At 68.5% G+C, this 22,267-nt stretch carries 21 protein-coding genes; 9 read left to right on the forward strand and 12 right to left on the reverse strand.

The window, feature by feature from the left end; translation table 11 throughout:
- Nucleotides 1-45: 45 nt before the first annotated feature.
- The gene (locus tag ACWGSK_RS04175; protein WP_452455218.1) at nt 46-660 is read right to left on the reverse strand and encodes a Uma2 family endonuclease; all 615 of its coding nucleotides are present in this window, start codon (nt 658-660) and stop codon (nt 46-48) included.
- 129 nt (nt 661-789) lie between these two features.
- Here ACWGSK_RS04175 and ACWGSK_RS04180 point away from each other — a divergent pair, with 129 nt between their 5' ends.
- From ACWGSK_RS04180 to ACWGSK_RS04195, 4 genes are all read left to right on the forward strand, one after another.
- The gene (locus ACWGSK_RS04180) at nt 790-1,632 is read left to right on the forward strand and encodes a biotin--[acetyl-CoA-carboxylase] ligase (protein WP_358510302.1); all 843 of its coding nucleotides are present in this window, start codon (nt 790-792) and stop codon (nt 1,630-1,632) included.
- Nucleotides 1,633-1,704: 72 nt separating this feature from the next.
- Nucleotides 1,705-2,226 (forward strand): PH domain-containing protein, encoded by a 522-nt coding sequence (locus ACWGSK_RS04185; protein ID WP_358510299.1) that lies wholly within the window; start codon nt 1,705-1,707, stop codon nt 2,224-2,226.
- 131 nt (nt 2,227-2,357) lie between these two features.
- On the forward strand, nt 2,358-3,353 hold the full coding sequence (locus tag ACWGSK_RS04190) for an adenylate/guanylate cyclase domain-containing protein (RefSeq protein ID WP_358510296.1): 996 nt from the start codon (nt 2,358-2,360) through the stop codon (nt 3,351-3,353).
- A gap of 95 nt (nt 3,354-3,448) precedes the next feature.
- Entirely contained in the window at nt 3,449-4,084 is a 636-nt protein-coding gene (locus tag ACWGSK_RS04195; protein WP_452455219.1) for an MBL fold metallo-hydrolase, read from the forward strand.
- Between the two features lie 64 nt (nt 4,085-4,148).
- Here the strand turns inward: ACWGSK_RS04195 and ACWGSK_RS04200 are convergent, their stop codons facing one another.
- The 5 genes from ACWGSK_RS04200 to ACWGSK_RS04220 all read right to left on the reverse strand — a co-directional run bounded on the left by ACWGSK_RS04200 (nt 4,149) and on the right by ACWGSK_RS04220 (nt 10,461).
- The gene (locus tag ACWGSK_RS04200; protein ID WP_358514310.1) at nt 4,149-5,270 is read right to left on the reverse strand and encodes a DNA alkylation repair protein; all 1,122 of its coding nucleotides are present in this window, start codon (nt 5,268-5,270) and stop codon (nt 4,149-4,151) included.
- A gap of 211 nt (nt 5,271-5,481) precedes the next feature.
- Nucleotides 5,482-6,276, reverse strand: a complete 795-nt coding sequence (locus tag ACWGSK_RS04205) for a succinate dehydrogenase/fumarate reductase iron-sulfur subunit (RefSeq protein ID WP_358514312.1) — start codon at nt 6,274-6,276, stop codon at nt 5,482-5,484.
- Nucleotides 6,273-8,258, reverse strand: coding sequence for a fumarate reductase/succinate dehydrogenase flavoprotein subunit (locus ACWGSK_RS04210; protein WP_452455220.1), 1,986 nt, complete (start codon nt 8,256-8,258; stop codon nt 6,273-6,275). Before ACWGSK_RS04210 ends, ACWGSK_RS04205 begins: the two co-directional genes overlap by 4 nt.
- A 22-nt stretch (nt 8,259-8,280) precedes the next feature.
- Nucleotides 8,281-9,090 carry a hypothetical protein gene (locus ACWGSK_RS04215; protein WP_358514316.1) on the reverse strand — a complete coding sequence of 270 codons (810 nt, stop codon included), beginning with the start codon at nt 9,088-9,090 and terminating at the stop codon, nt 8,281-8,283.
- Nucleotides 9,091-9,459: 369 nt separating this feature from the next.
- The gene (locus tag ACWGSK_RS04220) at nt 9,460-10,461 is read right to left on the reverse strand and encodes a LysR family transcriptional regulator (protein WP_358514318.1); all 1,002 of its coding nucleotides are present in this window, start codon (nt 10,459-10,461) and stop codon (nt 9,460-9,462) included.
- Between the two features lie 131 nt (nt 10,462-10,592).
- On the opposite strand from ACWGSK_RS04220, the gene ACWGSK_RS04225 reads away from it, so the two are divergent.
- The 3 genes from ACWGSK_RS04225 to ACWGSK_RS04235 are packed head-to-tail and all read left to right on the forward strand — an operon-like array spanning nt 10,593 to nt 13,933.
- Nucleotides 10,593-11,243 (forward strand): succinate dehydrogenase cytochrome b subunit, encoded by a 651-nt coding sequence (locus ACWGSK_RS04225; RefSeq protein ID WP_358514351.1) that lies wholly within the window; start codon nt 10,593-10,595, stop codon nt 11,241-11,243.
- Nucleotides 11,244-13,190 carry a fumarate reductase/succinate dehydrogenase flavoprotein subunit gene (locus ACWGSK_RS04230; RefSeq protein WP_358514320.1) on the forward strand — a complete coding sequence of 649 codons (1,947 nt, stop codon included), beginning with the start codon at nt 11,244-11,246 and terminating at the stop codon, nt 13,188-13,190. It begins immediately after the preceding gene.
- On the forward strand, nt 13,187-13,933 hold the full coding sequence (locus ACWGSK_RS04235) for a succinate dehydrogenase/fumarate reductase iron-sulfur subunit (protein ID WP_067603574.1): 747 nt from the start codon (nt 13,187-13,189) through the stop codon (nt 13,931-13,933). The genes ACWGSK_RS04230 and ACWGSK_RS04235 overlap by 4 nt, the downstream gene beginning before the upstream one ends.
- Before the next feature lie 13 nt (nt 13,934-13,946).
- On the opposite strand, the gene ACWGSK_RS04240 is transcribed toward ACWGSK_RS04235, so the two are convergent.
- The 6 genes from ACWGSK_RS04240 to ACWGSK_RS04265 form a co-directional block, all read right to left on the reverse strand.
- Nucleotides 13,947-14,567 carry an AAA family ATPase gene (locus ACWGSK_RS04240; RefSeq protein WP_358514323.1) on the reverse strand — a complete coding sequence of 207 codons (621 nt, stop codon included), beginning with the start codon at nt 14,565-14,567 and terminating at the stop codon, nt 13,947-13,949.
- Between the two features lie 32 nt (nt 14,568-14,599).
- Nucleotides 14,600-15,235 (reverse strand): GNAT family N-acetyltransferase, encoded by a 636-nt coding sequence (locus tag ACWGSK_RS04245; protein ID WP_358514325.1) that lies wholly within the window; start codon nt 15,233-15,235, stop codon nt 14,600-14,602.
- A gap of 78 nt (nt 15,236-15,313) precedes the next feature.
- The gene (locus ACWGSK_RS04250; protein ID WP_358514327.1) at nt 15,314-15,949 is read right to left on the reverse strand and encodes a GNAT family N-acetyltransferase; all 636 of its coding nucleotides are present in this window, start codon (nt 15,947-15,949) and stop codon (nt 15,314-15,316) included.
- Nucleotides 15,950-15,966: 17 nt separating this feature from the next.
- Nucleotides 15,967-16,839, reverse strand: coding sequence for an RNA-guided endonuclease IscB (gene iscB / locus ACWGSK_RS04255; RefSeq protein WP_358514353.1), 873 nt, complete (start codon nt 16,837-16,839; stop codon nt 15,967-15,969).
- A gap of 365 nt (nt 16,840-17,204) precedes the next feature.
- Nucleotides 17,205-17,906 (reverse strand): TrmH family RNA methyltransferase, encoded by a 702-nt coding sequence (locus tag ACWGSK_RS04260; RefSeq protein ID WP_358514329.1) that lies wholly within the window; start codon nt 17,904-17,906, stop codon nt 17,205-17,207.
- A 67-nt stretch (nt 17,907-17,973) separates the two neighbouring features.
- On the reverse strand, nt 17,974-18,372 hold the full coding sequence (locus ACWGSK_RS04265) for a DUF3054 domain-containing protein (RefSeq protein ID WP_452455221.1): 399 nt from the start codon (nt 18,370-18,372) through the stop codon (nt 17,974-17,976).
- Between the two features lie 199 nt (nt 18,373-18,571).
- On the opposite strand from ACWGSK_RS04265, the gene ACWGSK_RS04270 reads away from it, so the two are divergent.
- The gene (locus ACWGSK_RS04270) at nt 18,572-20,308 is read left to right on the forward strand and encodes a serine/threonine-protein kinase (protein WP_358514333.1); all 1,737 of its coding nucleotides are present in this window, start codon (nt 18,572-18,574) and stop codon (nt 20,306-20,308) included.
- Between the two features lie 49 nt (nt 20,309-20,357).
- Nucleotides 20,358-22,265: a serine/threonine-protein kinase gene (locus ACWGSK_RS04275; protein WP_358514335.1), complete on the forward strand. Its 1,908-nt coding sequence runs from the start codon at nt 20,358-20,360 to the stop codon at nt 22,263-22,265.
- Nucleotides 22,266-22,267: the final 2 nt, after the last annotated feature.

A 22,267-nucleotide genomic window follows, 5' to 3' on the forward strand; every position in this document is an offset into this window, starting at 1 on the left:
GACTCGGGCCCCGCACCCCTCGTGGGTACGGGGCCCGATCACGTGTCAGAGGGGGAACTCGCCCGTGTCCAGCGTCAGGTCGAAGGGGGCGGGAAGGAGGAGTTCCTTACCGAAGGGCACCTTGGTGATGCTCGTGTAGCGGCCGTTCTCCGGATCGGAGAAGAGCGTGATCTCGCCGCCACCACCGTCCGGATCCCAGCGATCCACCAAGAGGTACAAGGGCACCCCGGCATGCGCGTAACCCCAGAGCTTGGGCTTACGATCCATCTTCGCGGTGCTCTGGGAGGTCACCTCGACCAGCAGCAACGCGTCCTCGGCCGAGTGCTCGGCGCTCCGCATCATGATGGAACCGGGGAGTACGACCAGATCGGGAATGTAGAGACCGCTGCGCATCGGTACCCGGACATCGATGTTCTGGTGTACCTCGGCTTCACCGATGGCACTGCCTTCACGCAGGATCTCCTTGATGATCCATTTGTTGATCAAGGCGATGATGCGTGCGTGCTCGTCCTTGGGGGGAGTCATGATGCTGATCGCGCCTTCGATGATCTCGGCCCGCCAACCTTCGGGCAGGTCCAGCTCTTCCCAGGCACGCAACACGACTTCCCAGTGAGACGGCATGTCGACCGCGCTCTCCGACTCCGCTTCCGCGATGGCCATGTGTCGCGACACCTCCAGTAGCTGAACGTAGCGGCGCACGATCACCGATGTGGTGGTTTCAGCCTAACCTGTGCCCTCACGAGGCGAAGGTGTTTCCATCGGAGATTCCGGCGCTGCTGTAATGGGGCTATGACCGGCGAACACAGCGACGAGATCCCCGCTCTGGACCAGACCGCTCTCACCGACGCCATCGTGCGTCCCGGGGGGCTCTGGCGGAGTGTGGAAGTGGTGCCCGAGGCCGGGTCCACCAACACCGACCTGGCCATCCGCTCCAAGGACGGGGCCCCCGAGGGGACCGTGCTGGTGACCGAGCACCAGACCGCGGGGAAGGGCCGACTGGGGCGCGGGTTCACCACCCCGGAGCGGGTGGCCCTCACCTTCTCGCTGTTGGTGCGGCCGTCCGTCCCCTCGGAACGCCTGGGTTGGGTGTCCCCGTTGATGGGGGTGGCCGCCGTCGTCGCCGTGCGAGAGGTGAGCGGGGTGCCGGCCGCGCTGAAGTGGCCCAACGACGTCCTGGTTCCGGGGGAGGAACGGGACGGCAAGCTCGCCGGGATCCTCGCCGAGGCCGACTTCTCCGACCCCGACCGGATGGGGGTGGTGGTGGGCATGGGCCTCAACGTCTCCCAGGGGCGGGCCGAGCTGCCCGTGGAGACCGCCACCTCGCTACGGGCCGAGGGCGCGGGTGGAGTGGGGCGCGACGAACTGCTGCGGGCCGTCTTGGCCGCGTTCGAGGAGCGCTACACCGCCTGGGTCGACGCCTCAGGGGACGCAGAGGCCAGTGGGCTGGCCGACGAGTATCGCCTCATGTGCGTCACCCTGGGCCGCGCGGTCCGGGTCCACCTGCCCGGAGACCGCCTGTTGGAGGGCACCGCCGCCCGGGTGGACGACCAGGCCAGGCTGGTGGTGGCCGGACCGACCGGGGAGAAGGCGCTGAACGTGGGCGACGTGGTCCACGTGCGCCCCGGCGATTAGGTCACGGAGAGTTGTCCACAGGGACCATTCGGCGTCTCCCGTGGCGCGGAAGCTTGTGTCATTATCACCGGTATGGCTATCGCGGACCGTTATCTCTCCGACGACGAGGAACTCGTCTACGTCGCACGGCAACACTGGACCGTCCTCGCGGGTGAGTTCGTGATGCTGTTCGTCATCATCGCGGTGGCGGGTACGGCGCTGTTCTTCATCCCCTGGAGTGAGGACTGGAGCCTCATCGCCGGGGGCATCGTGGTGGCCGTCGGGGTCGTCGCCGCGCTGGCCTTCTGGTTCGTCCCCATGCTCAAGTGGTCGACCACCGTCTACATCCTCACCAACCGGCGGCTCATGATGCGCGACGGCATCATCTCCAAACAGGGCCGCGACATGCCGCTCACCAGAGTGAACGACGTTTCGTTCAACATCTCCCTGTGGGAACGGATCATGCGGTACGGAACGTTGTCCATTCAGTCGGCGTCCGAACAGGAGGGCATGGTCCTTCAGAGGGTGCCCCGACCCCAGTGGTTCCAGTCGGAGATCTACCGCCAGGTCAACTCGGCCCAGCGACCGGACTACCCGGCCGGGCCACCGGTCTGACCAGCGGTTTCGTCACCCGGGCCCCGAGGGGTTCGGGAGTAGGCTGGAGCCGGAACCAAGGCCGCGCCCCCGGGCCGGTGCCATAGTGATTGCTCCCCGCCAGGCGGGGAAGGTCCCGTGAAAGAGAACGTATGCCGTCGCGTCCTGACCCGAAAGCGATCGAGTCCGCCCTACTCGGTGGTGAAGCGGTCTACACCAGGGAACAGGCGGTCGAGCTCTCCGGAGCCGATCCCGAGCTCGCCGGCCGAGTCTGGCGTGCCCTGGGCTTTCCCACCCTCGGTGACGACACGATCATCTTCACCGAGAGCGACGTCGAGGCCCTGCGCATCGCTCACTCCCTGCTGGACGAGGGCGTCCTCGACGAGGAGGGAGTGGTCCGTTTCGCCCGCGCGATGGGACAGACCATGGCCCGCCTGGCCGACTGGCAGACCAGCATCCTCAGCACGCTCATCTTCAAGGACGGTGGGGAGGACCCGGCCAACAGCCCGCTGATGAACCAGGTCAAGGAGCTGTTGCCGGACGTCGAACGCCTGCTGCTGCACATCTGGCGTCGGCAACTGGCCGCGTCCACGGCGCGCACGCTGGCCGTGATGTCCAACGGCAACGACGCCATCCCGAACTACTACCCGCTGATCGTGGGCTTCGCCGACCTGGTCTCCTTCACCACGCTCAGCCGTGAGCTCGACGAGATGGAGCTCGCCGGTGTGGTGGAGGGCTTCGAGGCGACCGCCGCCGACATCGTCGCCTCCGGGGGCGGACGGGTGGTCAAGACCCTCGGCGACGAGGTGCTCTTCGTGGCGGACTCGCCCACCCAGGCGGCCGACATCGCGCTGCGCCTGGCCTCGGGGGTCAAGACCCACGTGGAGGTCCCCGACGTACGGGTGGGTGTGGCCTACGGCCCGGTGCTGACCCTGCACGGAGACGTCTTCGGCACCACGGTCAACCGATCCAGCCGGCTCACCTCCTTCGCACGGCCGGGGACCGTCCTCATCGACGATGCCCTCGCCGAGAGCCTCGAAGGGGTGGAGGGGATCCAGGTGGTGCAGGTCAGGGCCCGACACGCGCACGGCCTCGGCCTGATCCAGCCCTACACGCTGCGTCGCGACTTCGACGCCCCGAACCCTTGACACACCGGGGAGGTCGACGCGAACAGCGTGTGCGAGGGGACCGCGCCCGATAGGCTCGAAGCTCCTGCCCCGTAAGACGTTCAGGTGGTGAGCCTGTGAGTTCCCAGTCGCCCGTCCAGCGGCTACGTACCTCGGGAATCTTCAGTTTGGAAGGTTCCGAGTCCAATGTCGAGAACAACGTGTGGATCGTCGGCGACGACGACACCGCCGTGGTGATCGACGCATCCCACGACCACGAGCGAATAGCCCGAGGTCTGGGTGATCGCGAGCTCATGGCGATCGTGTGCACCCATGGACACAACGATCACATCGATGCCGCGGTGGCCTTGGCCGACCTCACCGATTCCCCGATCCTGCTGCACCCCGACGACGCCGAGCTCTGGCAGCAGGTGTACCCCTACCGCGAACCCGACGCCCCGTTGTTGCACGGCGAGGTACTGACCGCGGGCGGGATCGAGCTGACCATCCTGCACACCCCGGGGCACACACCCGGTGGGGTGTCCCTGTACGCCCCCGAACTCGGGGTGGTGTTCAGTGGGGACACGCTCTTCCCGGACGGTCCCGGTGCCACCGGCCAGCCGTCGTCGGACTTCCCGACCATCATCGCCTCCATCCGCGACCAGCTGGCGGTCCTGCCGGGTGACACCGTGGTGCACCCCGGCCACGGCGAGTCCACCACGATCGCCGAGGCCGCCGCCCACCTGGAGGGTTGGGCCCAACGCGGCTTCTGACCGGAGTCCCCGCGGAGCGCGTCGAACCCGCGGGGCCCGGGGCCGCCCGTTCGCCGGTGACCGCTCAGACGCGGAGGTCGAAAGTGGCGGACGCCTTGACCAGGCCGTTGACCTGGATCTCCACCAGGTGTTCGCCCGGGTGGTAGGCGCGGGTGCTGATCGGGCGCACCGGGTGTTTCTTCTCCAGGACCCGACGTTCCCCGGAGCACAGCTCCACCTTGGTCCACTTGAACACCTTGCGGCCCAGGGAGCCGTCGGCGCGGACGTGGTGCACCACGTAGTCGACCACCATCATGTGCGGACGGATGTCGGTGTTCTCCAGTTCGATCCGTACCAGCAGGGTCTGGCCCAGGTCCAGTAGGCCCGGGGACAGAACGAGCCCGTGGGCTCGGGCGTGCTCGCCGCCGGTGGCGCCGAGCAGCGCCAGGGCCCGCTGATCGCCCTCCTTGACCAGGGTGCGCAGGGCGTGCCGAACGGTCCACGCGGTCTCGGGGGTGGGGCTCTGCCGGGTCCACCGCTCGGCCAGGTCCAGGACCAGTTCGGGGTGCTCGCGGGCGATGTCGTTGAGGTTGTTGGCCACCGACGTGCGCACGTGCTTGGAGGGGTCGCTGCGCAGCGCCTCCAACACGTCGAGCACCGGTAGTGGATCGGTGACGAATCCGGGGAGCCGGCGTGCCCAGGGCAGTCGGGGTCGGATGCCCTCACTGGCGAACCGGCGCACGTGGTGATCGGGGTCGACCGCGCAGGCGCGCATCAGCGCCATGGTCGCTTCATAGTGCCGCAGCACGAACGGCCGGACGGCGAACTCACCGGTGTGCCGCTTGGTGATCTCCACCAGGGCGGGCAGCGAGACCTCCGGGTGATCCAGCCCGTACTCCTCCACGAACCGGGCCACGGGCATGAGGTGGAACCCGTCGTTGAACATGCCGTCGTCCTCGCCCAAGGGGTCCTTGAGGGAGGCGACCAGCACGGCGATCGCCTCGGGGTAGTGCTCGGGGAGCCGGTCCCGCAGCCCCCGCGCCATCACCAGCACCCGATCCTTGAGTTCCAGGGGTTCGACTTCGCGATCGACCTGCACGGCGTAGGATTCCACGTCGAATCCTGGAAACACCGTGCGAATGGAATCACCGAGCACGCGCGCCGCCGCGCCGTCGAAGTGCTTCTTGAGGCTGTATGCACCGGCCATGCCCGCCCACTCCCGCCGTCGATTGGGGGTAAAGCTATCCCGCTCCTACGACGAAGTCGAGAATTTCCTGAATCCATGACAAAGGTGATTCCCAAGGCCTTTTCGGTGTTCTTGTAAGAAAACCCCGGTCGAAACCGGAAATGGATCACGGGTGTTTCCGAGGGGCGGCGGGAGAACACCCGCCGCCCGGCCCCTTCGATCCGACTCCGGCTCACTCCCGCCGAGGTTCGGAGTCGCGGACGTTCGGCACCATCGGGGTGTCCTTCGGTCGCATCCCGATCTTCGACCCCAGCCACACCAACGGGTCGTACTTGCGGTCCACCACCCGTTCCTTGAGCGGGATCAGCGCGTTGTCGGTGATGCGGATCCCCTCGGGACACACCTCCGTGCAGCACTTGGTGATGTTGCAGTAGCCCATCCCGAACTCGTCCTGGGCGATTCGGCGACGGTCCGCGGTGTCCTCCGGGTGCATCTCCAGTTCGGCCACCCGCATCAGGAAGCGGGGCCCGGAGAAGTGCTCCTTGTTCTCCTCGTGGTCACGGATCACGTGGCACACGTTGTTGCACAGGAAGCACTCGATGCACTTGCGGAACTCCTGGGGACGCTCCACGTCCACTTGCCGCATCCGGAAGTCGCCCGGCGAGGTGTTCGGGTCCGGGGTGAACGAGGGGATCTCGCGCGCCTTGTCGTAGTTGAACGACACGTCGCACACCAGGTCCCGGACGACCGGGAAGGTGCGCATGGGCGTCACCGTCACCACCTCGTCCTCCTCGAACACGCTCATCCGCGTCATGCAGGACAGCCGCGGCATCCCGTTGATCTCCACCGAACAGGAACCGCACTTGCCGGCCTTGCAGTTCCACCGCACGGCCATGTCGGGGGCCTGGGTGGCCTGGAGGCGGTGCAGTACGTCCAAGACCACCTCGCCCTCGTTGACCTCGACCTCGTACTCGGTGAGTTCGCCCTCGTCCGATCCTCGCCACACCCGGAACGTCCGCTCGGTCATGACGTGCCCTCCTCGGTCGTGTCCGTCCTCTCCGCGTCCTCGTCGGTGTCGGTACGCGGACCCTCCTCCGGTGGCCCCTCCTCGGGCAACTCCTCCTCGGTGAGGTACTTGGCCAGTTCCTCCCGCTCGAACAGGCGCAGCAGTTCGGCGGGGACGTCGGCGAGCGGACGCCGGGTCAGCTCCACCCGACCGTCGACCGCCCGGGCGGCCAGGTTCACCCGCCGCCATCGCGCCGACATGTCGGGGAAGTCGTCACGGGTGTGCCCACCCCGCGACTCGGTGCGTTCCAGGGCGGCCCTGGTGACGGCCTCCGACACCAGCAGCATGTTCGGCAGCGCCAACGCCAGGTGCCAACCCGGGTTGTACACGCGATCGCCCGGAGCGCTGATCACCTGTACGCGTTCGGTCAGCTCCGCCAGTCGCTCCAGGGCCCTCTCCATCTCCGGTCCCCTGCGGATGATGCCGACCAGGTCGTTCATGGTGTCCTGAAGCTCGGAGTGCAACGTGTAGGGGTTCTCGCCCTCGCCCTGCTTGAGCGGGGCCAACGAGGAGCGGACGGCCGCCGCCACCACGCGATCCACCGGACCGGGGGAGGGCTTCGACTCGGTCAATGCGTCGACGTAGGCGGCGGCGCCCAGTCCGGCCCGCCGCCCGAACACCAGCAGGTCCGACAGCGAGTTGCCGCCCAACCGGTTGGAACCGTGCATCCCGCCCGCCACCTCCCCGGCGGCGAACAACCCGGGCACGTCGGAGGCGGCGGTGTCGGCGTCCACCCGGACCCCGCCCATGACGTAGTGGCAGGTGGGGCCGACCTCCATGGGTTCGGCGGTGATGTCCACGTCCGCCAGTTCCTTGAACTGGTGGTGCATGGACGGCAACCGGCGCCGGATCTCCTCCGCCGGCAACCTGGTGGACACGTCAAGGAACACGCCGCCGTGCGGCGACCCGCGCCCCTCCTTCACCTCGTTGTTGATCGCCCGGGCCACCTCGTCGCGGGGCAACAGCTCCGGTGGCCTGCGGTTGTTCGCGGGATCGTCGTACCAGCCGTCGGCCTCCGCCTCGGTCTCGGCGTACTGGGAGCGGAACACGTCGGGCACGTAGTCGAACATGAACCGATCGCCCTTGGAGTTGCGCAGCACTCCGCCGTCACCGCGGACCGACTCGGTGACGAGGATGCCCTTCACCGAAGGTGGCCAGACCATCCCGGTGGGGTGGAACTGCACGAACTCCATGTTGATCAGCGACGCCCCGGCGCGCAGGGCCAACGCGTGCCCGTCACCGGTGTACTCCCAGGAGTTGGAGGTGGTGCGGAAGGCCTTGCCGATCCCGCCGGTGGCCAGCACCACGGTGGGCGCCTCGAACAACACGAAGCCGCCGTCCACACGCCGGTAACCGAACGCGCCGACCACCCGGCCCTCGTCTCCGGGCTCGCGCAGGAGGTCGGTGACCGCGGTCTCGGCGAACACCCGCAACCGGGCGTCGGGGTCGCCATGCTCGACGGCGTCCGCCTGCTGGAGCGCCACGATCCGCTGTTGGAGGGTGCGGATCAGCTCCAGCCCCGTGCGGTCGCCCACGTGCGCCAGTCGCGGATACTCGTGCCCGCCGAAGTTGCGTTGGCTGATGCGCCCGTCGGCGGTGCGGTCGAACAGGGCGCCCCAGTACTCCAGCTCCAGGATCCGGTCGGGGGACTCCTTGGCGTGGAGTTCGGCCATGCGAGGGTCGTTGAGGAACTTGCCGCCGCGCAGGGTGTCGCGGAAGTGCACGGTCCAGGTGTCGTCGGCGTTGGTGTTGCCCAGGGCGGCCGCGGCCCCGCCCTCGGCCATCACCGTGTGGGCCTTGCCGAAGAGCGACTTGGAGATGATCGCGGTTCGTTTGCCCTGTTCACGGGCGGCGATCGCGGCGCGTAGACCCGCTCCGCCCGCGCCGATCACCACGACGTCGTAGCTGTACCGGGTGACCCCGGCCTCTGTTTTGGGGGGCATGCGATGCTTCTTCCTTCCCCGCTCAGTTGAGGATGCGAAGGTCGGTGATGGTGCCGCTCGCGACCAGCGCGACGTAGGCGTCGGTGATCATCAGCGAGGCGATGCTGAGCCAGCCGTAGAGCATGTGCCGGTTGTTCAGCGTGGAGACCCGCGACCACAGCCAGTACCGGACGGGGTTGCGGCCGAAGCTGCGCAGCCGGCCGCCCATGATGTGTCTGCACGAGTGGCAGCCGAAGGTGTAGGCCCACAGCAACAGCACGTTCGTGAGCATGATCAGGTTGCCGACCCCGATGCCGAAGCCGCCGTCCACGCCGTGGAAGAAGGGGACGAGCATGTCCCAGGTGTTGATCAGGACGATGGCGCCCGCGGCGTAGAAGAAGTAGCGGTGTCCGTTCTGCGGGAGCATGAGCGGCCGGGTCTCGCCGGTGTAGTTCCGGTGCGGTTCGCGGACCGCGCAGGCCGTCGGCGCCTGCCAGACGGAGCGGTAGTAGGCCTTGCGGTAGTAGTAGCAGGTCACCCGGAACAGCAGCAGGATCGGCAGGCTGAGCAGGGCGTACGGCAGGAAGGGCGGGAACTCCCAGGGGACCCGGCCGAAGAGTGACGCGTCCGGGACGCACTGCTGGGCCAGACAGGGGGAGTAGAAGGGCGTCAGGTAGTGGTGTTCCTGGACCCAGTAGTGGTCCTGTTGGAAGACCCGTGCGGCTCCGTAGACGAGGAAGGTGGCCAGGCCCAACGTCGTCAGCGTCGGACCCAGCCACCATCGGTCGGTTCTGAGCGTGCGCCCGGGGACGCGCGCCCGCCCGGCGGGGTTTGCGTCTTGTGTCGAGGTCACCGTGGACTCCACCTCCTGTGGAGAGCGACCCGGACGGGGATACGGGTGCGGGCCCGCGCCCCTCCGGTGGCCGTGACCGCCCCTGGTTCTGGACGGCCGGGGGAAGCAGTAGGGAACCGGTCTGCTACGCAACGCTAGGTCGCTGTGATCACGGTCACGTTCCGGGGCTGGGGAATCCGCGAGAAATGGCTGTGATGTACGCCACTATCGCCATGCGATTTGCGAAGAAAGGAGAACTATCAGGCCATTTATCCGCGATGCGGTTTTCGGGGCTGCTGGCGAGAAAGTGCCCGGAGTTGATATAGGGGCCCAGGTGATCACGATCGTGGCCCGCGGCGTCCTCCGGGCGCGAACGGCGCGAGAGGCGCTTCAGGGGGACATGGACAGTCCGTCGTCCCGCGTCTCGCCATGACGGTTCCGTGGCCCTCCGGCGTCCGTGGCGGAGATGAGGACCTCCAGGTCGGGTCCCAGGTCCTGCGGTCCCATCGCCAGCAGGTACGCGTGCAGGTGCCGGCGGAACGCGTCCGCCGAGTGCGAGGGCTCCACGTCCTTGCGCCGGGCCAACGCCACGGTGCGCAGCAGACGGGGACGGGACAGCGGGGTGCCGCGCAGCCCGGGCCGGTTGCGCAACACCATGCTGGGCACCACCGCCAACCCCAGACCGGCCTCGACGAACCTCAGGACCGCGTCCATCTCGCCGCCCTCCACGGCCAACTCCGGCTCGAAACCGGCGGCGCGGCAGGCGCGGAGCGTCGCCTCGCGAACGTCGTAACCCCGCCGGAACATGACCAGGGGGCGCCCCTGGAGTTCGGTGATGCGCATCGAGGCGCGCCCGTTCGGCGCGGGCTCCGACGTAGGGCTGGCCACCACCAGGTTCTCCCGCAGGATCGGGGTGGTGGAGAAGTCCGGATCGCTGCTTTGCAGCGGGAGGATGATCAGGGCCATGTCGAGTTCGCCGCGACCCAGGTTGCGGATGAGGTCGCGTGAACCGCTCTCCTCCACGTGGAGTTCGATCCCGGGGAAGCGGGTATGGAAGTCGGCGAGAACGTCCGCCAGTAGTCCCGCGCACAAGGATGGGGTCGCCCCCAGTCGCACCCGGCCGCGCCGCACGCCGGCCAGTTCCGCCACCTCGCGACGGGCCGTTTCCAGGTCGGTGAGGATGCGTTGGGCGAGCGGAAGCAATGCCTCACCCGCTGGAGTGAGTGTGATGTTTCCCCGGGCACGACTGAATAACGGCGCACCCAACTCCTTCTCAAGGCTGCGGATCTGTTTGCTCAAACTCGGCTGAGCGACGCGTGAAAGCTCGGCTGCACGGGTGAAATGGCGCGTGCGGGCCACAGCGACGAAGTAGGCGAGCTGCTGGAACTGCATGCTTCATAGCCTAAGGCTATGGACACGAGGGTCGCGATGACTTGGACGTTGGGCTTAACTCGAATTTAGAGTGGCAGGCTGTGGCGAACAGTACCTTGACCAAGAAGCGGTCTACGGCCTACGGATCCACGGTGGCGCTGAAGGCGGCAATGGCGACCTCCGGTGCGATCCTTGTGCTGTATTTGATCGCGCACATGTACGGCAACCTGAAAGTCTTCGCGGGCCAGGAGGCCTTCGACGGCTACGCTCACGGACTCCGTGAGATCGGCTATCCTCTCCTGCCTGAGAGCGGCTTCCTGTGGGTCTTCCGGATCGTTCTCCTCGCGAGCATCCTGATCCACATCTATTCGGCGGCGGTGCTGACGATCCGCGCGCGCAAGGCGCGTCAGCAGCGCTACGTGGTGAAGAAGAGGGTGAAGCGCACCTACTCCTCGTACACCATGCGGTACGGCGGAGTGCTGATCGCGCTCTTCGTGATCTTCCACATCCTGCACCTGACGGTGAACGTGATCGCCCCCGGCGGCAAGTCGGACAGCCCCTACGAGCGACTCGTGAACGGTTTCCAGCCCGAGTTCTGGTTCGTGACGCTGTTCTACATCGCCGCGGTGATCGCGGTCGGCTTCCACCTGCGACACGGCATCTGGAGTGGCATGGCCACCCTGGGCGCCAACACCGCCGCGCGCCAGGGCAAGATCAACGCCGTGGCCGTGGCCATCGCTCTGGTCGTGACCGTCGGGTTCCTGCTTCCGCCCCTGGCGGTCACCTTTGGACTGGTGAGTTAATTGTCTGACATCGACCTTTACACCGAGGGCTCCCCGATCCGGGACGAGAAGGCCCCTGAGGGGCCGATCAACGAGCGCTGGGACCAGCGCCGTTTCTCGGCCAAGCTGGTCAACCCCGCGAACCGGCGCAAGCTCTCCGTCATCATCGTCGGCACCGGCCTGGCCGGTGCCTCCGCCGCGGCGACCCTGGGCGAGGCGGGCTACAACGTCTCCTCGTTCTGCTACCAGGACAGCCCCCGGCGCGCGCACTCCATCGCCGCGCAGGGTGGCATCAACGCCGCGAAGAACTACCGCAACGACGGCGACAGCATCCACCGGCTGTTCTACGACACGGTCAAGGGCGGTGACTTCCGCTCCCGCGAGTCGAACGTCTACCGCCTCGCGCAGACCAGCGTCGAGATCATCGACCAGTGCGTCGCCCAGGGCGTCCCGTTCGCCCGCGAGTACGGCGGTCTGCTCGACAACCGTTCCTTCGGTGGTGTGCAGGTCTCCCGTACCTTCTACGCCCGCGGCCAGACGGGTCAGCAGCTGCTGATCGGCGCCTACCAGGCGCAGGAGCGGCAGATCGCCGCCGGCACCGTCAAGATGCACACCCGGCACGAGATGCTCGAACTGGTCATCGTGGACGGCAAGGCGCGCGGCATCATCGCCCGCGACATGGTCACCGGTGAGATCGAGACGCACTTCGCCGACGCCGTGGTCCTGGCCACCGGTGGTTACGGCAACGTGTTCTTCCTGTCCACCAACGCGATGGGCTCGAACGTCACCGCCGCCTGGCGTGCGCACCGCAAGGGCGCGTACTTCGCCAACCCCTGCTACACGCAGATCCACCCGACCTGCATCCCGGTCAGCGGCGACTACCAGTCCAAGCTGACCCTGATGAGCGAGTCGCTCCGTAACGACGGTCGGATCTGGGTGCCCAAGAAGGGCGGCGACGACCGCGACCCGCGGCAGATCCCCGAGGACGAGCGCGACTACTACCTGGAGCGCATCTACCCGGCCTTCGGCAACCTGGTGCCGCGTGACATCGCCTCCCGCGCCGCCAAGAACGTCTGCGACGAGGGCCGCGGTGTCGGCCCCGGTGGTCTGGGCGTGTACCTGGACTTCACGGCCGCCATCGAACGCATGGGCCGGGACGCCGTCGAGGCCAAGTACGGCAACCTGTTCGACATGTACCAGCGCATCACCGGTGAGAACCCGTACGAACTTCCGATGCGCATCTACCCCGCGGTGCACTACACCATGGGTGGCCTGTGGGTCGACTACGACCTGCAGAGCACCATCCCGGGCCTGTTCGTGACCGGTGAGGCCAACTTCTCCGACCACGGCGCCAACCGCCTGGGCGCCAGCGCGCTGATGCAGGGTCTGGCGGACGGCTACTTCGTCCTGCCGAACACCATCAACGACTACCTGGCGGACGGCCCGTTCGAAACGGTCGACGAGCAGCACCCCGAAGCCGTCAAGGCCAAGGACCTGGTCACCAACCGGATCGACAAGCTGCTCTCCACCAACGGTTCCCGCACCGTCGACTCCTTCCACAAGGAGCTCGGCCACATCATGTGGGACTACTGCGGCATGGAGCGCAGCGAAGAGGGCCTGCGCAAGGCCATCGACCTCATCCGCGAGCTGCGCGCCGAGTTCTGGCGCGACGTCAAGGTGCTCGGCACCAATGAGGAGTTCAACCAGGCTCTGGAGAAGGCCAACCGCGTGGCCGACTTCCTGGAGCTCGGTGAGCTCATGTGCGTCGACGCCCTGCACCGCCGCGAGTCCTGTGGTGGTCACTTCCGAGCGGAGAGCCAGACCGAGGACGGCGAGGCGCTGCGTCACGACGACGAGTTCGCCTACGTCGCCGCCTGGGAGTTCGCCGGCGTTGACAGCAAGCCCGTGCTCCACAAGGAAGCCCTGGAGTACGAGTACGTCGAGATGAAGCAGCGGAGTTACAAGTGAACATCACCCTGCGCGTTTGGCGCCAGAAGGGCCGTGACGACGAAGGCCGGATGGTCACGTACAAGCTCACGGACGTCTCCGAGGACATGTCCTTCCTTGAGATGCTCGACGTTCTCAACGAGAAGCTCACGCTTGAGAACGAGGACCCGGTCGCCTTCGACCACGACTGTCGCGAGGGCATCTGTGGTGCCTGTGGCGTCGTGATCGACGGCGAGGCGCACGGCCCCGAGCGTACGACCACCTGCCAGCTGCACATGCGCAGCTTCAACGACGGCGACACCATCACGGTCGAGCCGTGGCGGGCCAAGGCGTTCCCGGTCGTGAAGGACCTCGTCGTCGACCGTGGTGCGTTCGACCGCATCATCCAGTCGGGCGGTTTCATCAGCGCGCCCACCGGTACCGCCCCGGACGCCCACGCCAACCCGATCCCGAAGCCGGACGCGGACCGCGCGTTCGACGCCGCGACCTGCATCGGTTGTGGCGCGTGCGTGGCGGCCTGCCCGAACGCGTCCAGCATGCTGTTCACCGCCGCGAAGGTCACGCACCTGGGCATGCTCCCGCAGGGACAGCCCGAGCGTGCCTCCCGCGTGGTGAAGATGATCAACCAGCAGGACGAAGAGGACTTCGGCGGCTGCACCAACATCGGTGAGTGCGCCGCGGTCTGCCCGAAGGGCATCCCGCTGGACACCATCTCCCAGCTCAACCGCGACCTGCTGGGCTCGCTCGGCAAGGGCATCGGCTAGTCACGATCCCCGGTCATGAGTCGGGGCCGTCTCCCTCGGGGAGGCGGCCCCTTCGTGTTGGATTCCCCGACCGGCGAAGCGAGTCGACATCCTCCTCGGCGATCCCACACGTGATGCCACGAACCCGGGCGGTACGCAGATGGTCCAGAGCCGTCTCGACGTTGGTTTGCGGCTCTCGGACCGAATCGAGGATCAAGCGTTCGTCCATCCACGCCGCAAGACCCGGTCGACGCGTCTCCAACGACGCCCAGGCGGGTTCGGGGAACCCGGGTAGGTCTCGCTCACGCCCCGCCAACCTGCGGCGATGAAGGTCGGGGTCGGAACAGACCACCTCGATCCAGACCAGGGGAGCCCTCTGCCGTTCGGCCAGGTTCCGCCACTGTTCGCGAGCCTCCTCTGCGTCGTTGACCGCGTCCACGATCACCGCCTGTCCCAGGGAGAGCAGGTCGGCCGCCATCGCCTCCACCACCACGTACGCGGCCAGACCGGTGGGCTGTTCCCGTTCGATCCCCGAACGCAGGAGCGCGGCCTCGACGGGGTCGACGGACAGTACCGGGGCGGGCGAGTGGCGTCCGAGCGCGCGGGCGATGGTGCTCTTGCCGGAACCGGGCAGACCGGCGAAGACGATCAGCATGGCCGAACCCTCCCAGGCGGTACCGACAGGGGTCAGACGGCGGGGCGGAGCATGCAGTAGGTGGAGGGGAAGTCCGGGTCGTTGACCGCTCGGACGACACGGAACTCGAACCGCTCGAAGAAGCCGATGTCGGCCGGGTTCGTCGTGTCCAGGTACACCGGGACCCCGTCGCTGTCGGCCTGGGCGAGCCCGGCGCGCACCAGGCTGGAACCCACACCGGTGCCACGGGCGGCCGGGTCGGTGCCCAGGGCCCTCAGGTACCAGTGCGGCTCCTCGGGGGCCGACCCCTTGAGTTCGGCGACGTAGCGCATGATCCGGGGCAGGCGCCGCACGCCCAACATCGACGCGAGGTGCGGCAGGGACCGCAGCATCGTCGCGCCCTCCTTGGCGTCGTCGCCGGGCGGCTTCCACAGGCCGGCGCCGCGCACCACCCGGCGCCCGTCCTCGTCGGTCTCGAAGACGTGGGCGTCACCGCCGGGAACGCGGTCGAAACCGGCGGTGAGGGCGCACATCCGGATGGAACGTGCCATGCGGGTCTCGTTCTCGGGGAAGAACCACCGGAACAGCGGGTCACTGTGGTAGGCGCGGCCGAGCACCCGTGCGATGGCGGGGACGTCGTCCATGGTGGCGGTACGAATCGACTTCACAGAGCTGGCCGTCGCGGGCATCGGTTCCGTCCTTCCGAGGGGCGTCATCGCCATGCTAGATCACGGTCACGTCACGGGTGGGCGGTTCCGCGGGAACGGTCAGGACGGTTGCCGCAGCAGGAAGTAGCCGGTCCCGACGTCCTCGTGCGGGATCTCGTGGACGACCCGGAACCCGAACCGTTCGTAGAACCCGATGCTCTTGTCGTTGAGCGTCTGGGTGAACACCGGCAGCCCCTGGGAGTCGGCCTCGTCCAGCCCCGCGGAGAGCAGTCCACCGCCCACCCCGGTACCGGCCACGCTCGGGTCGACCCCGAGACCGGCCAGGTACAGGTGGGGCTCCTGAGGGGCGGCCATCTTCCACTCGGCGAAGACCCGGACGAACGCGGCGACCCGGCCACGTCCGAGCAGGGACGCCCAGTGCGGCCAGGTGCGCGGCGACACCAGCGGCCCCTCGGGGTTGCTCGTGGGCGGCGCCCACAGCGCGGCGGCGCGGGGGACCGGGACGGAACCCTCGGAGTCGGCGATGGCGGTCAGACGGGTGTCACCACCGGGGACGTAGCCGTAGCCGGTGGTCAGAGCGAAGAAGCGTCGCACCTTGGCCATGCGGTTCTCGTCGTCGGGGAAGAGCCAACGGAAGAGCGGGTCGTCGTGCAGCGCACGGCTGAGGACACGGGCGAGGTCGGGGACGTCGTCCAGGGTGGCGGCGCGAGCGACGGACGTGACGATCGGGCTCATCGATTTGTTGGGCGTGGTTACCCGGTCCTTGAGGGCCGGGAGGAAACGCCCTCTCCCTTCCAGGTGTAGCCGTAGCCGTCCGCTCTTTGGAGCAGACGCATGTACTTGTGTCCGATGCCTTGGATGGTGCCGTGGGTGGTGGTGATGTTGAAACTGCCCGAGGCGCGTACCGCGACCCGGCCGGTGTGGGTGCCTGCCTTCTTTCCCTGGGGGACCACGGCCCGGACCAGGTCACCGGTGGTGAACCCGAAGAACCCCTTTGTTCGGGGCAGGCTCAGCCTCGGGAATCCGTGTTTGTCGGGTCGGGTGCGGGCGTAGGAGCCCCGGCCCGCGCATCCGGCGATCAGGACCCGGTCGGTGGTCTGGGTGATGGTGTCGACCTTGCCCACCGCGAGGGCGTCCAGGGCGTGGGTGTCGAAGGCGACCCGTTCCATGTGCACTGCTTTGACCGGTGCCCACCTGGTGAGCCGGTCCACCCAGGCGGTGGTGGTCTCCACCCGGTGTCGCAGGGACGGGGCGAGCCATCCTTGGGGGCGGGTGCGGTTGGCGAACCTGGGGGCGCGGTGGCGCAGATTCGCTGTCCGGCGGCGCCGCCGATAGGCGGAGCGTTGCCCCATCTTCTTACGGACCTGCGCACCACGATGATCCAGCTGGATGCTGTACCGGCCGCGCCGCTGCCCGCCCTGATGGGTGAACACGGCGATGCCGGTGTGCTTACTGCCCGGGTCGATACCGACCTGGACACCGTCCACCTCGGACTCGGCGATGGTGCGGTCCTTGAGGCGGATGGTGAAGGGGGTGTGCCGAGCCACGACCGCCCGACCCTTGTGCAACAGTTTGCGGGCCCTGGCCGGATGACAGGGCTGGAGCGGAATCTGGTTCTTGTCCAGGACGAAGACGGATGGGTGCCGCTCACGCGGCCTCTCCCCAGCTTGAAGCTGGGGGGTGACGCCGGAACCGCCAGGTGCTGCGGTACCGGTCTCCCCTCGCACATGTTCCGCACCGGGTACCACCCTGGGGTGGGGCCGGAGTCCCGTTTCGTGCCCGATCCGGGGCGTGTCTACTGACTCCGATTCCAGAGCAGGCCGCTGAGGAAGCACGGCCTGGTGGGTCTTCTGTCCTGTGCGGAACGTAGCCATCGAGGTCACCTCCTCATAGGCGATGGCTGGTGCTGGTAAAGGCGGCTCTCAGCCACAAGGGGCTGAGAGCCCGGTCCTTCAAGGCCGGGATCCCTTTACGTTAGATCACGGACGAATCACGGAGTGGGTGTGGTCGCCGTGTCGGGAACGGGCTGCGCGAACACGTGTGCCCGGACCCAGGCGTGCATGGCGATCGCCGCGGCGGCCCCCGCGTTGATCGACCGGGTCGAACCGAACTGGGCGATGGACAGGACCGCCGCGCACACCTGACGGACCTCCTCCGACAGACCCGGGCCCTCCTGCCCGAACACCAGCACGGCGTTGCGCGGCAACGGGTGGGTCTCCAACGGCACGGCGCCCGGCAGGTTGTCCACGCCGATCAGTGTCAGGTCGTGCTCGGCGGCCCAGGCCACCAGCGAAGCGGTGTCGGGGTGGTGGTGCACGTGCTGGTAGCGGTCGGTGACCATGGCGCCCCGTCGGTTCCAACGGCGCTTGCCCACGATGTGCACGGCCGCGCAGCCGAACGCGTTGGCGGTGCGCACCACCGATCCGATGTTGAAGTCGTGCGACCAGTTCTCCACGGCCACGTGGAAGTCGTGGCGGACCATGTCCAGGTCGGCCACGATCGCCTCACGGCGCCAGTACCGGTAGTGGTCGACCACGTTGCGCCGGTCGCCATGGGCGAGCAGCTCGGGATCGTAGTGGTCGCCGTCCGGCCAGGGGCCGGGCCAGGGACCCACCCCGACCTCGCGTGCCTCGTCCTCACCACCGGTGATGGTGGTGTCGGAGTCGGCCTCTGGATCCGGTTGTTCGTTCATCGAACCAAGCTTACGAACGGTCCGTACCCGGTCGTCCCGACGAAGGTCACACGCGACCGGGGCCGACTCACGCCTGCGGGCCCACCGTTCGAGCCTGTGCTCGGCCCTTCCGTCGGGAGACCAACAGCGTCACGACCCGCCAACCGAGCATGGTCGCGGCCAGGAACAGCGACGTCACCACGACGAAGGAGAGCGGCGCGCCCTCCCCGGTGAGCAGGCGCAACGGCATCGCACCGATCACGGTCACCGCCCACACGAACACTCCGGTCGGCCAGATCCGGGCGGGCGAGCGCCACGCCAGGGTGGCGAGCCAACCGGCGAGCAACGCGGCCACGAACGGCCACGCGGTCCCGGCCACCGCGGCCGGGGTGAGCCCGGTCGCGTGGTCGGCCTTGCCCACCACGACGAAGACGAGTACGCAGGCCAGGTCGGCCATCAGGGCCAGGAGCGGGGTGTACGAACGCATGCCCCCAGGCTAGGCCCGCTCCCGGCGTCCATCACTCCGGGTCGCCGTCCGGAAGGCTGCGTCGAAAGGCCCCGACCACCGCGCCGGGCATGGCCGGAACAGGACGATCCCGAGACGAACACACCGTGAGAACGTGGCATCAGAGCCATTGGAGCGCTTCCACCGTGCCCCCGTCCGCCTCGACCCCCGGAACCCTCACATGACTCCATCCTTCGACCTGCCCGTCGGCGTCCTGCCCCTGGTCCCGGACGATCCCGCCCACCTCGGACCATTCCGCCTGCTCGGGCGCCTGGGCTCCGGAGGCATGGGTGTGGTCTACGCGGCCCTGGACGGACGGGATCGACGGGCGGCGGTCAAGTGCGTGCACCGCTCCCACGCCGCAGACCAGGAGTTCCGGGCCCGCTTCGCCCGCGAGGTGAGGCTGGTCCGTCGGGTGCGTGCGCCCGGCCTTCCGGCCTTCCTCGGCGCCGACACCGGCGCCGACCTGCCCTGGTTGGCCACCGAGTACGTGCCCGGGCCCACCCTGGACGAGTACGTGCGCGGGTACGGTCCTCTGCGAGGGGAAGCACTGACCTCCTTCGCCGCCGGGGTGGCCGAGGCGCTCGCCGCGATCCACGCGGCGGGTGTGGTGCACCGTGATCTGAAGCCGGGCAACGTGATCCTGTCCCCGGACGGATCCAAGGTGCTGGACTTCGGTATCGCCCGCGCGGTGGAGGAGACCGCGCTGACCCGTACCGGCGGTCTGGTGGGCACGCCTGGGTGGATCTCACCGGAACAGTACCGTGGCGCGGACGCCACCGACCGTTCGGACGTGTTCGCCTGGGCCGGGCTGGTCGCCTACGCCGCCATCGGGCATGGGCCGTTCGGTACGGCCGCCTCGGACGTCCTGGTCTCCCGGGTACTGTCCGAGGCGCCGAACCTGGAGGGGGTCCCCGCGGGGCTACGCGGACCGGTGGAGCGCGCCCTGGCCAAGGACCCCGCGCGGCGTCCCGACGCCAACGGTCTCCTGGCCGAACCGGGGCTCGTGGCCCCCCGGCCCCGGGCCGTCGCCACCTCGGCCGAACCCGTACCCGCCCCGGAGCTCGACCCGTGGCGCGCACACGCGCCACGTCGGCGTTCCTGGGCCGAGCGTCATGGTGGGGTTCTGGCCCTGGGCGCGGCCGGGCTCGCGCTCGTCCTCGTCGCTGGAACCGGTGTGTGGGCGGTGGCCGACGGGCGGCTCGGCGGTGGCCCGACCGATGTCCCCACCGACGGTCGGGAGACCTCGGATGTCACCGTCGCCGGGGGCGAGGCCGCGGACGGCGCCGTGCCCGAGGACGTCCCCGACGAGTATCGGGACCTCTACGAGACCGGCACCGTGACCGTGGCCCCGGACCCGGAGGCCGGCGACGTCCTGGTCCGCACCCTGGAGACCGACGGGGGAGGGGAGGGCCTGGACCAGGTCCGGCTCGACATGGGCGAGCACTCCTGGTCGGACACCATGAACCTGACCGTCACGGTCACGGCCGAGTACCTGCCGGACTTCGGTGAGCTACGACTGCACAGCAGCGACTTCGTGAAGGTCGAACGGATCGATCCCGGGGACGAATACCTGACCACCACCGCCGCGAACAGCGGGGGGAACCTGGCCGCACTCTCCCCCGAAGAGCCCACCGCGGAGTTCGAGGTGACCTTCATGGACAGGACCAACGGTTCCCAGCTGGACGACGTGTTCGCCGTCTACTACGCCCCCACCGCCGCCGTGCCGGACGATACCCGCCCGGAGGTCGGCTACCCGGGCGGGCTCTGTTACCCCTGGCGTGGCCCGGGTGTGGGCGAGGTGATGGTCGCGCCCGAACCGGAAGAGGTCACCCCACTCGACGCGACCCTCACCGACGGCTCCCCGGTGAACGGTTGTGTCTACGGACCCGACGAGGACGCCGCCGAGGAAGGCTGACCTCGGCCCTCGCCCCGTGCCCACCCCCCGACATCGACAGGAAACGATGATGCCACGGAACACCCCCTTCGACCGGGATCACCTACCTCCCGGTGTGGACCCGCCGGGTCGCGGCGATCCCGAACGGCTCGGCGATTATCGAGTGGTCGGGCGTATCGGCGCGGGTGGAATGGGCGCGGTCTACGCAGGGGTCACCGACGCGGGGCAGGCCGCCGCGGTCAAGGTGATCCACTCCCGGTTCGCCGCGGACCCCGATTTCCGGGACCGTTTCGCCCGTGAGGTCGGTCTGGTCTCCCGTGTGAGGGCCACGTGCGCTCCTGCCTTCCTTGGCGCGGACGTCGCCGCCGCCACGCCGTGGATGGCCACCGAATACGTTCCCGGCCTCACCCTGCGCCGGCACGTGAGACAGCACGGTTCGTTGACCGGGGGCGTGCTCACCGCGTTGGCGGTCGGTCTGGCGGAGGCGCTCACCGCGATCCACGCGGCGGGTGTGGTGCACCGTGACCTGAAGCCGGGCAACGTGATCCTGGCGCCCGACGGCCCCAAGGTGCTGGACTTCGGTATCGCTCGGGCCGTCGACGGGACGGTGCTGACCGCCACCGGTGGTCTGCACGGCACCCCCGGCTGGGTCGCCCCCGAACGGTACAGGGGAGAGGACGCCACCGGTTACTCGGACATGTTCGCCTGGGGCGGGTTGGTCGCCGTCGCGGCGACCGGCAGGGACCCCTTCGGGCGCGGCACCGTCGCCGGGGTCGTTCACCGCAGCCGGCACGAGGAGCCGGACCTTGACGGGGTGCCCGAGCCCCTCTTGGGCCTGGTCCGGCGTTCGTTGTCCAAGGACCCGGGAGAGCGGCCCCGGGCGGACGAGGCCCTGGCGGAGTTGACCCGTGGTTGGTCGGCCACTCGCGTCATGCCGAATGGGGCACTGCCGCCCACCCGTGTGGCCGAACCCGTTCAGGACGCGCACCCCACCGAGATCGTGCCCGAGCTGCTGGCCACCGAATGGACCGGAGTGGCCGACCCGGGCGTCCGCAAGGTGCGTCGGTCGGGCCGGGCACGCCGGGCGCTGTGGTTGTCCGCGGCCGCCGCCGTGCTGGTGGTCGCGCTGGTCGGAGGACTGCTGTTCCTCGACCGGATCGGGACCGGATCCTCCGGCGATGGAACGAACGGCCAAGGGGAGGACCCCACCGGTGGGGCGGCCGTGGGAGAGGCCGAGGGCCCGACGGTCCAGAGCGATCCCGAGGACGGAGTGACGGTGGTCGCCGAGGCGAGCGATCTGATGGCCGACGCACCCGACTACCTCTACCGGCACGAGTTGCAGGCCGACCAGGAACAGGCCCACCCGGCCGCCACCGTCACCGAGTACACCGAGGACCCGGGGCGGGCCATCCAGCGCAGAAGCTACGACCTCGCCGGGGTCCGCATCGACCTGCGCCACGGCGACGACCTGGAGGAACAGGTTTTCGCCCTGATCACCATCAGTGAGAGCGGCGCCCAGTCCCCCCGGTACTACCGGCAGGAGGGGAACTCCGGGGAGGACCAAGACCTTGAGGAGGAACTCGGCTGGGGGCTGGAGTGGATCCTGGAGCCGGACGCCGAGATCGAGTACCAGGGCCGCGACCGCGTCCCCTACGAGCAGGAGTTCACCGATGGTGGGGTCAGCGCGGGCCTGGAGTTCGAGGACGCCGAGGGCCACCACTACAGCGGCACCGTCACCGAACAGGTCGCCCGGTGGGGCGAGGAGGAAGGCACAGAGGGACGTCCCATGAACTTCGACCTGTGGATCGACGACGAGGGTTACCCGCTGCGCTTCGCCGGTTCCAGCGTCAGTGTCCCGGAGAATCCCGAGCACGAAGAGGTGGCCGTCAGCCAGGTGCGGGACTACACGTTCCACGAGCCCCGCGACGTCCACATCCCCGAGGAGTCGGAGATCCTGCCCGAACGCCCCGTCTTCTGACC

It is taken from the genome of Nocardiopsis sp. NPDC055551 (assembly GCF_053619415.1).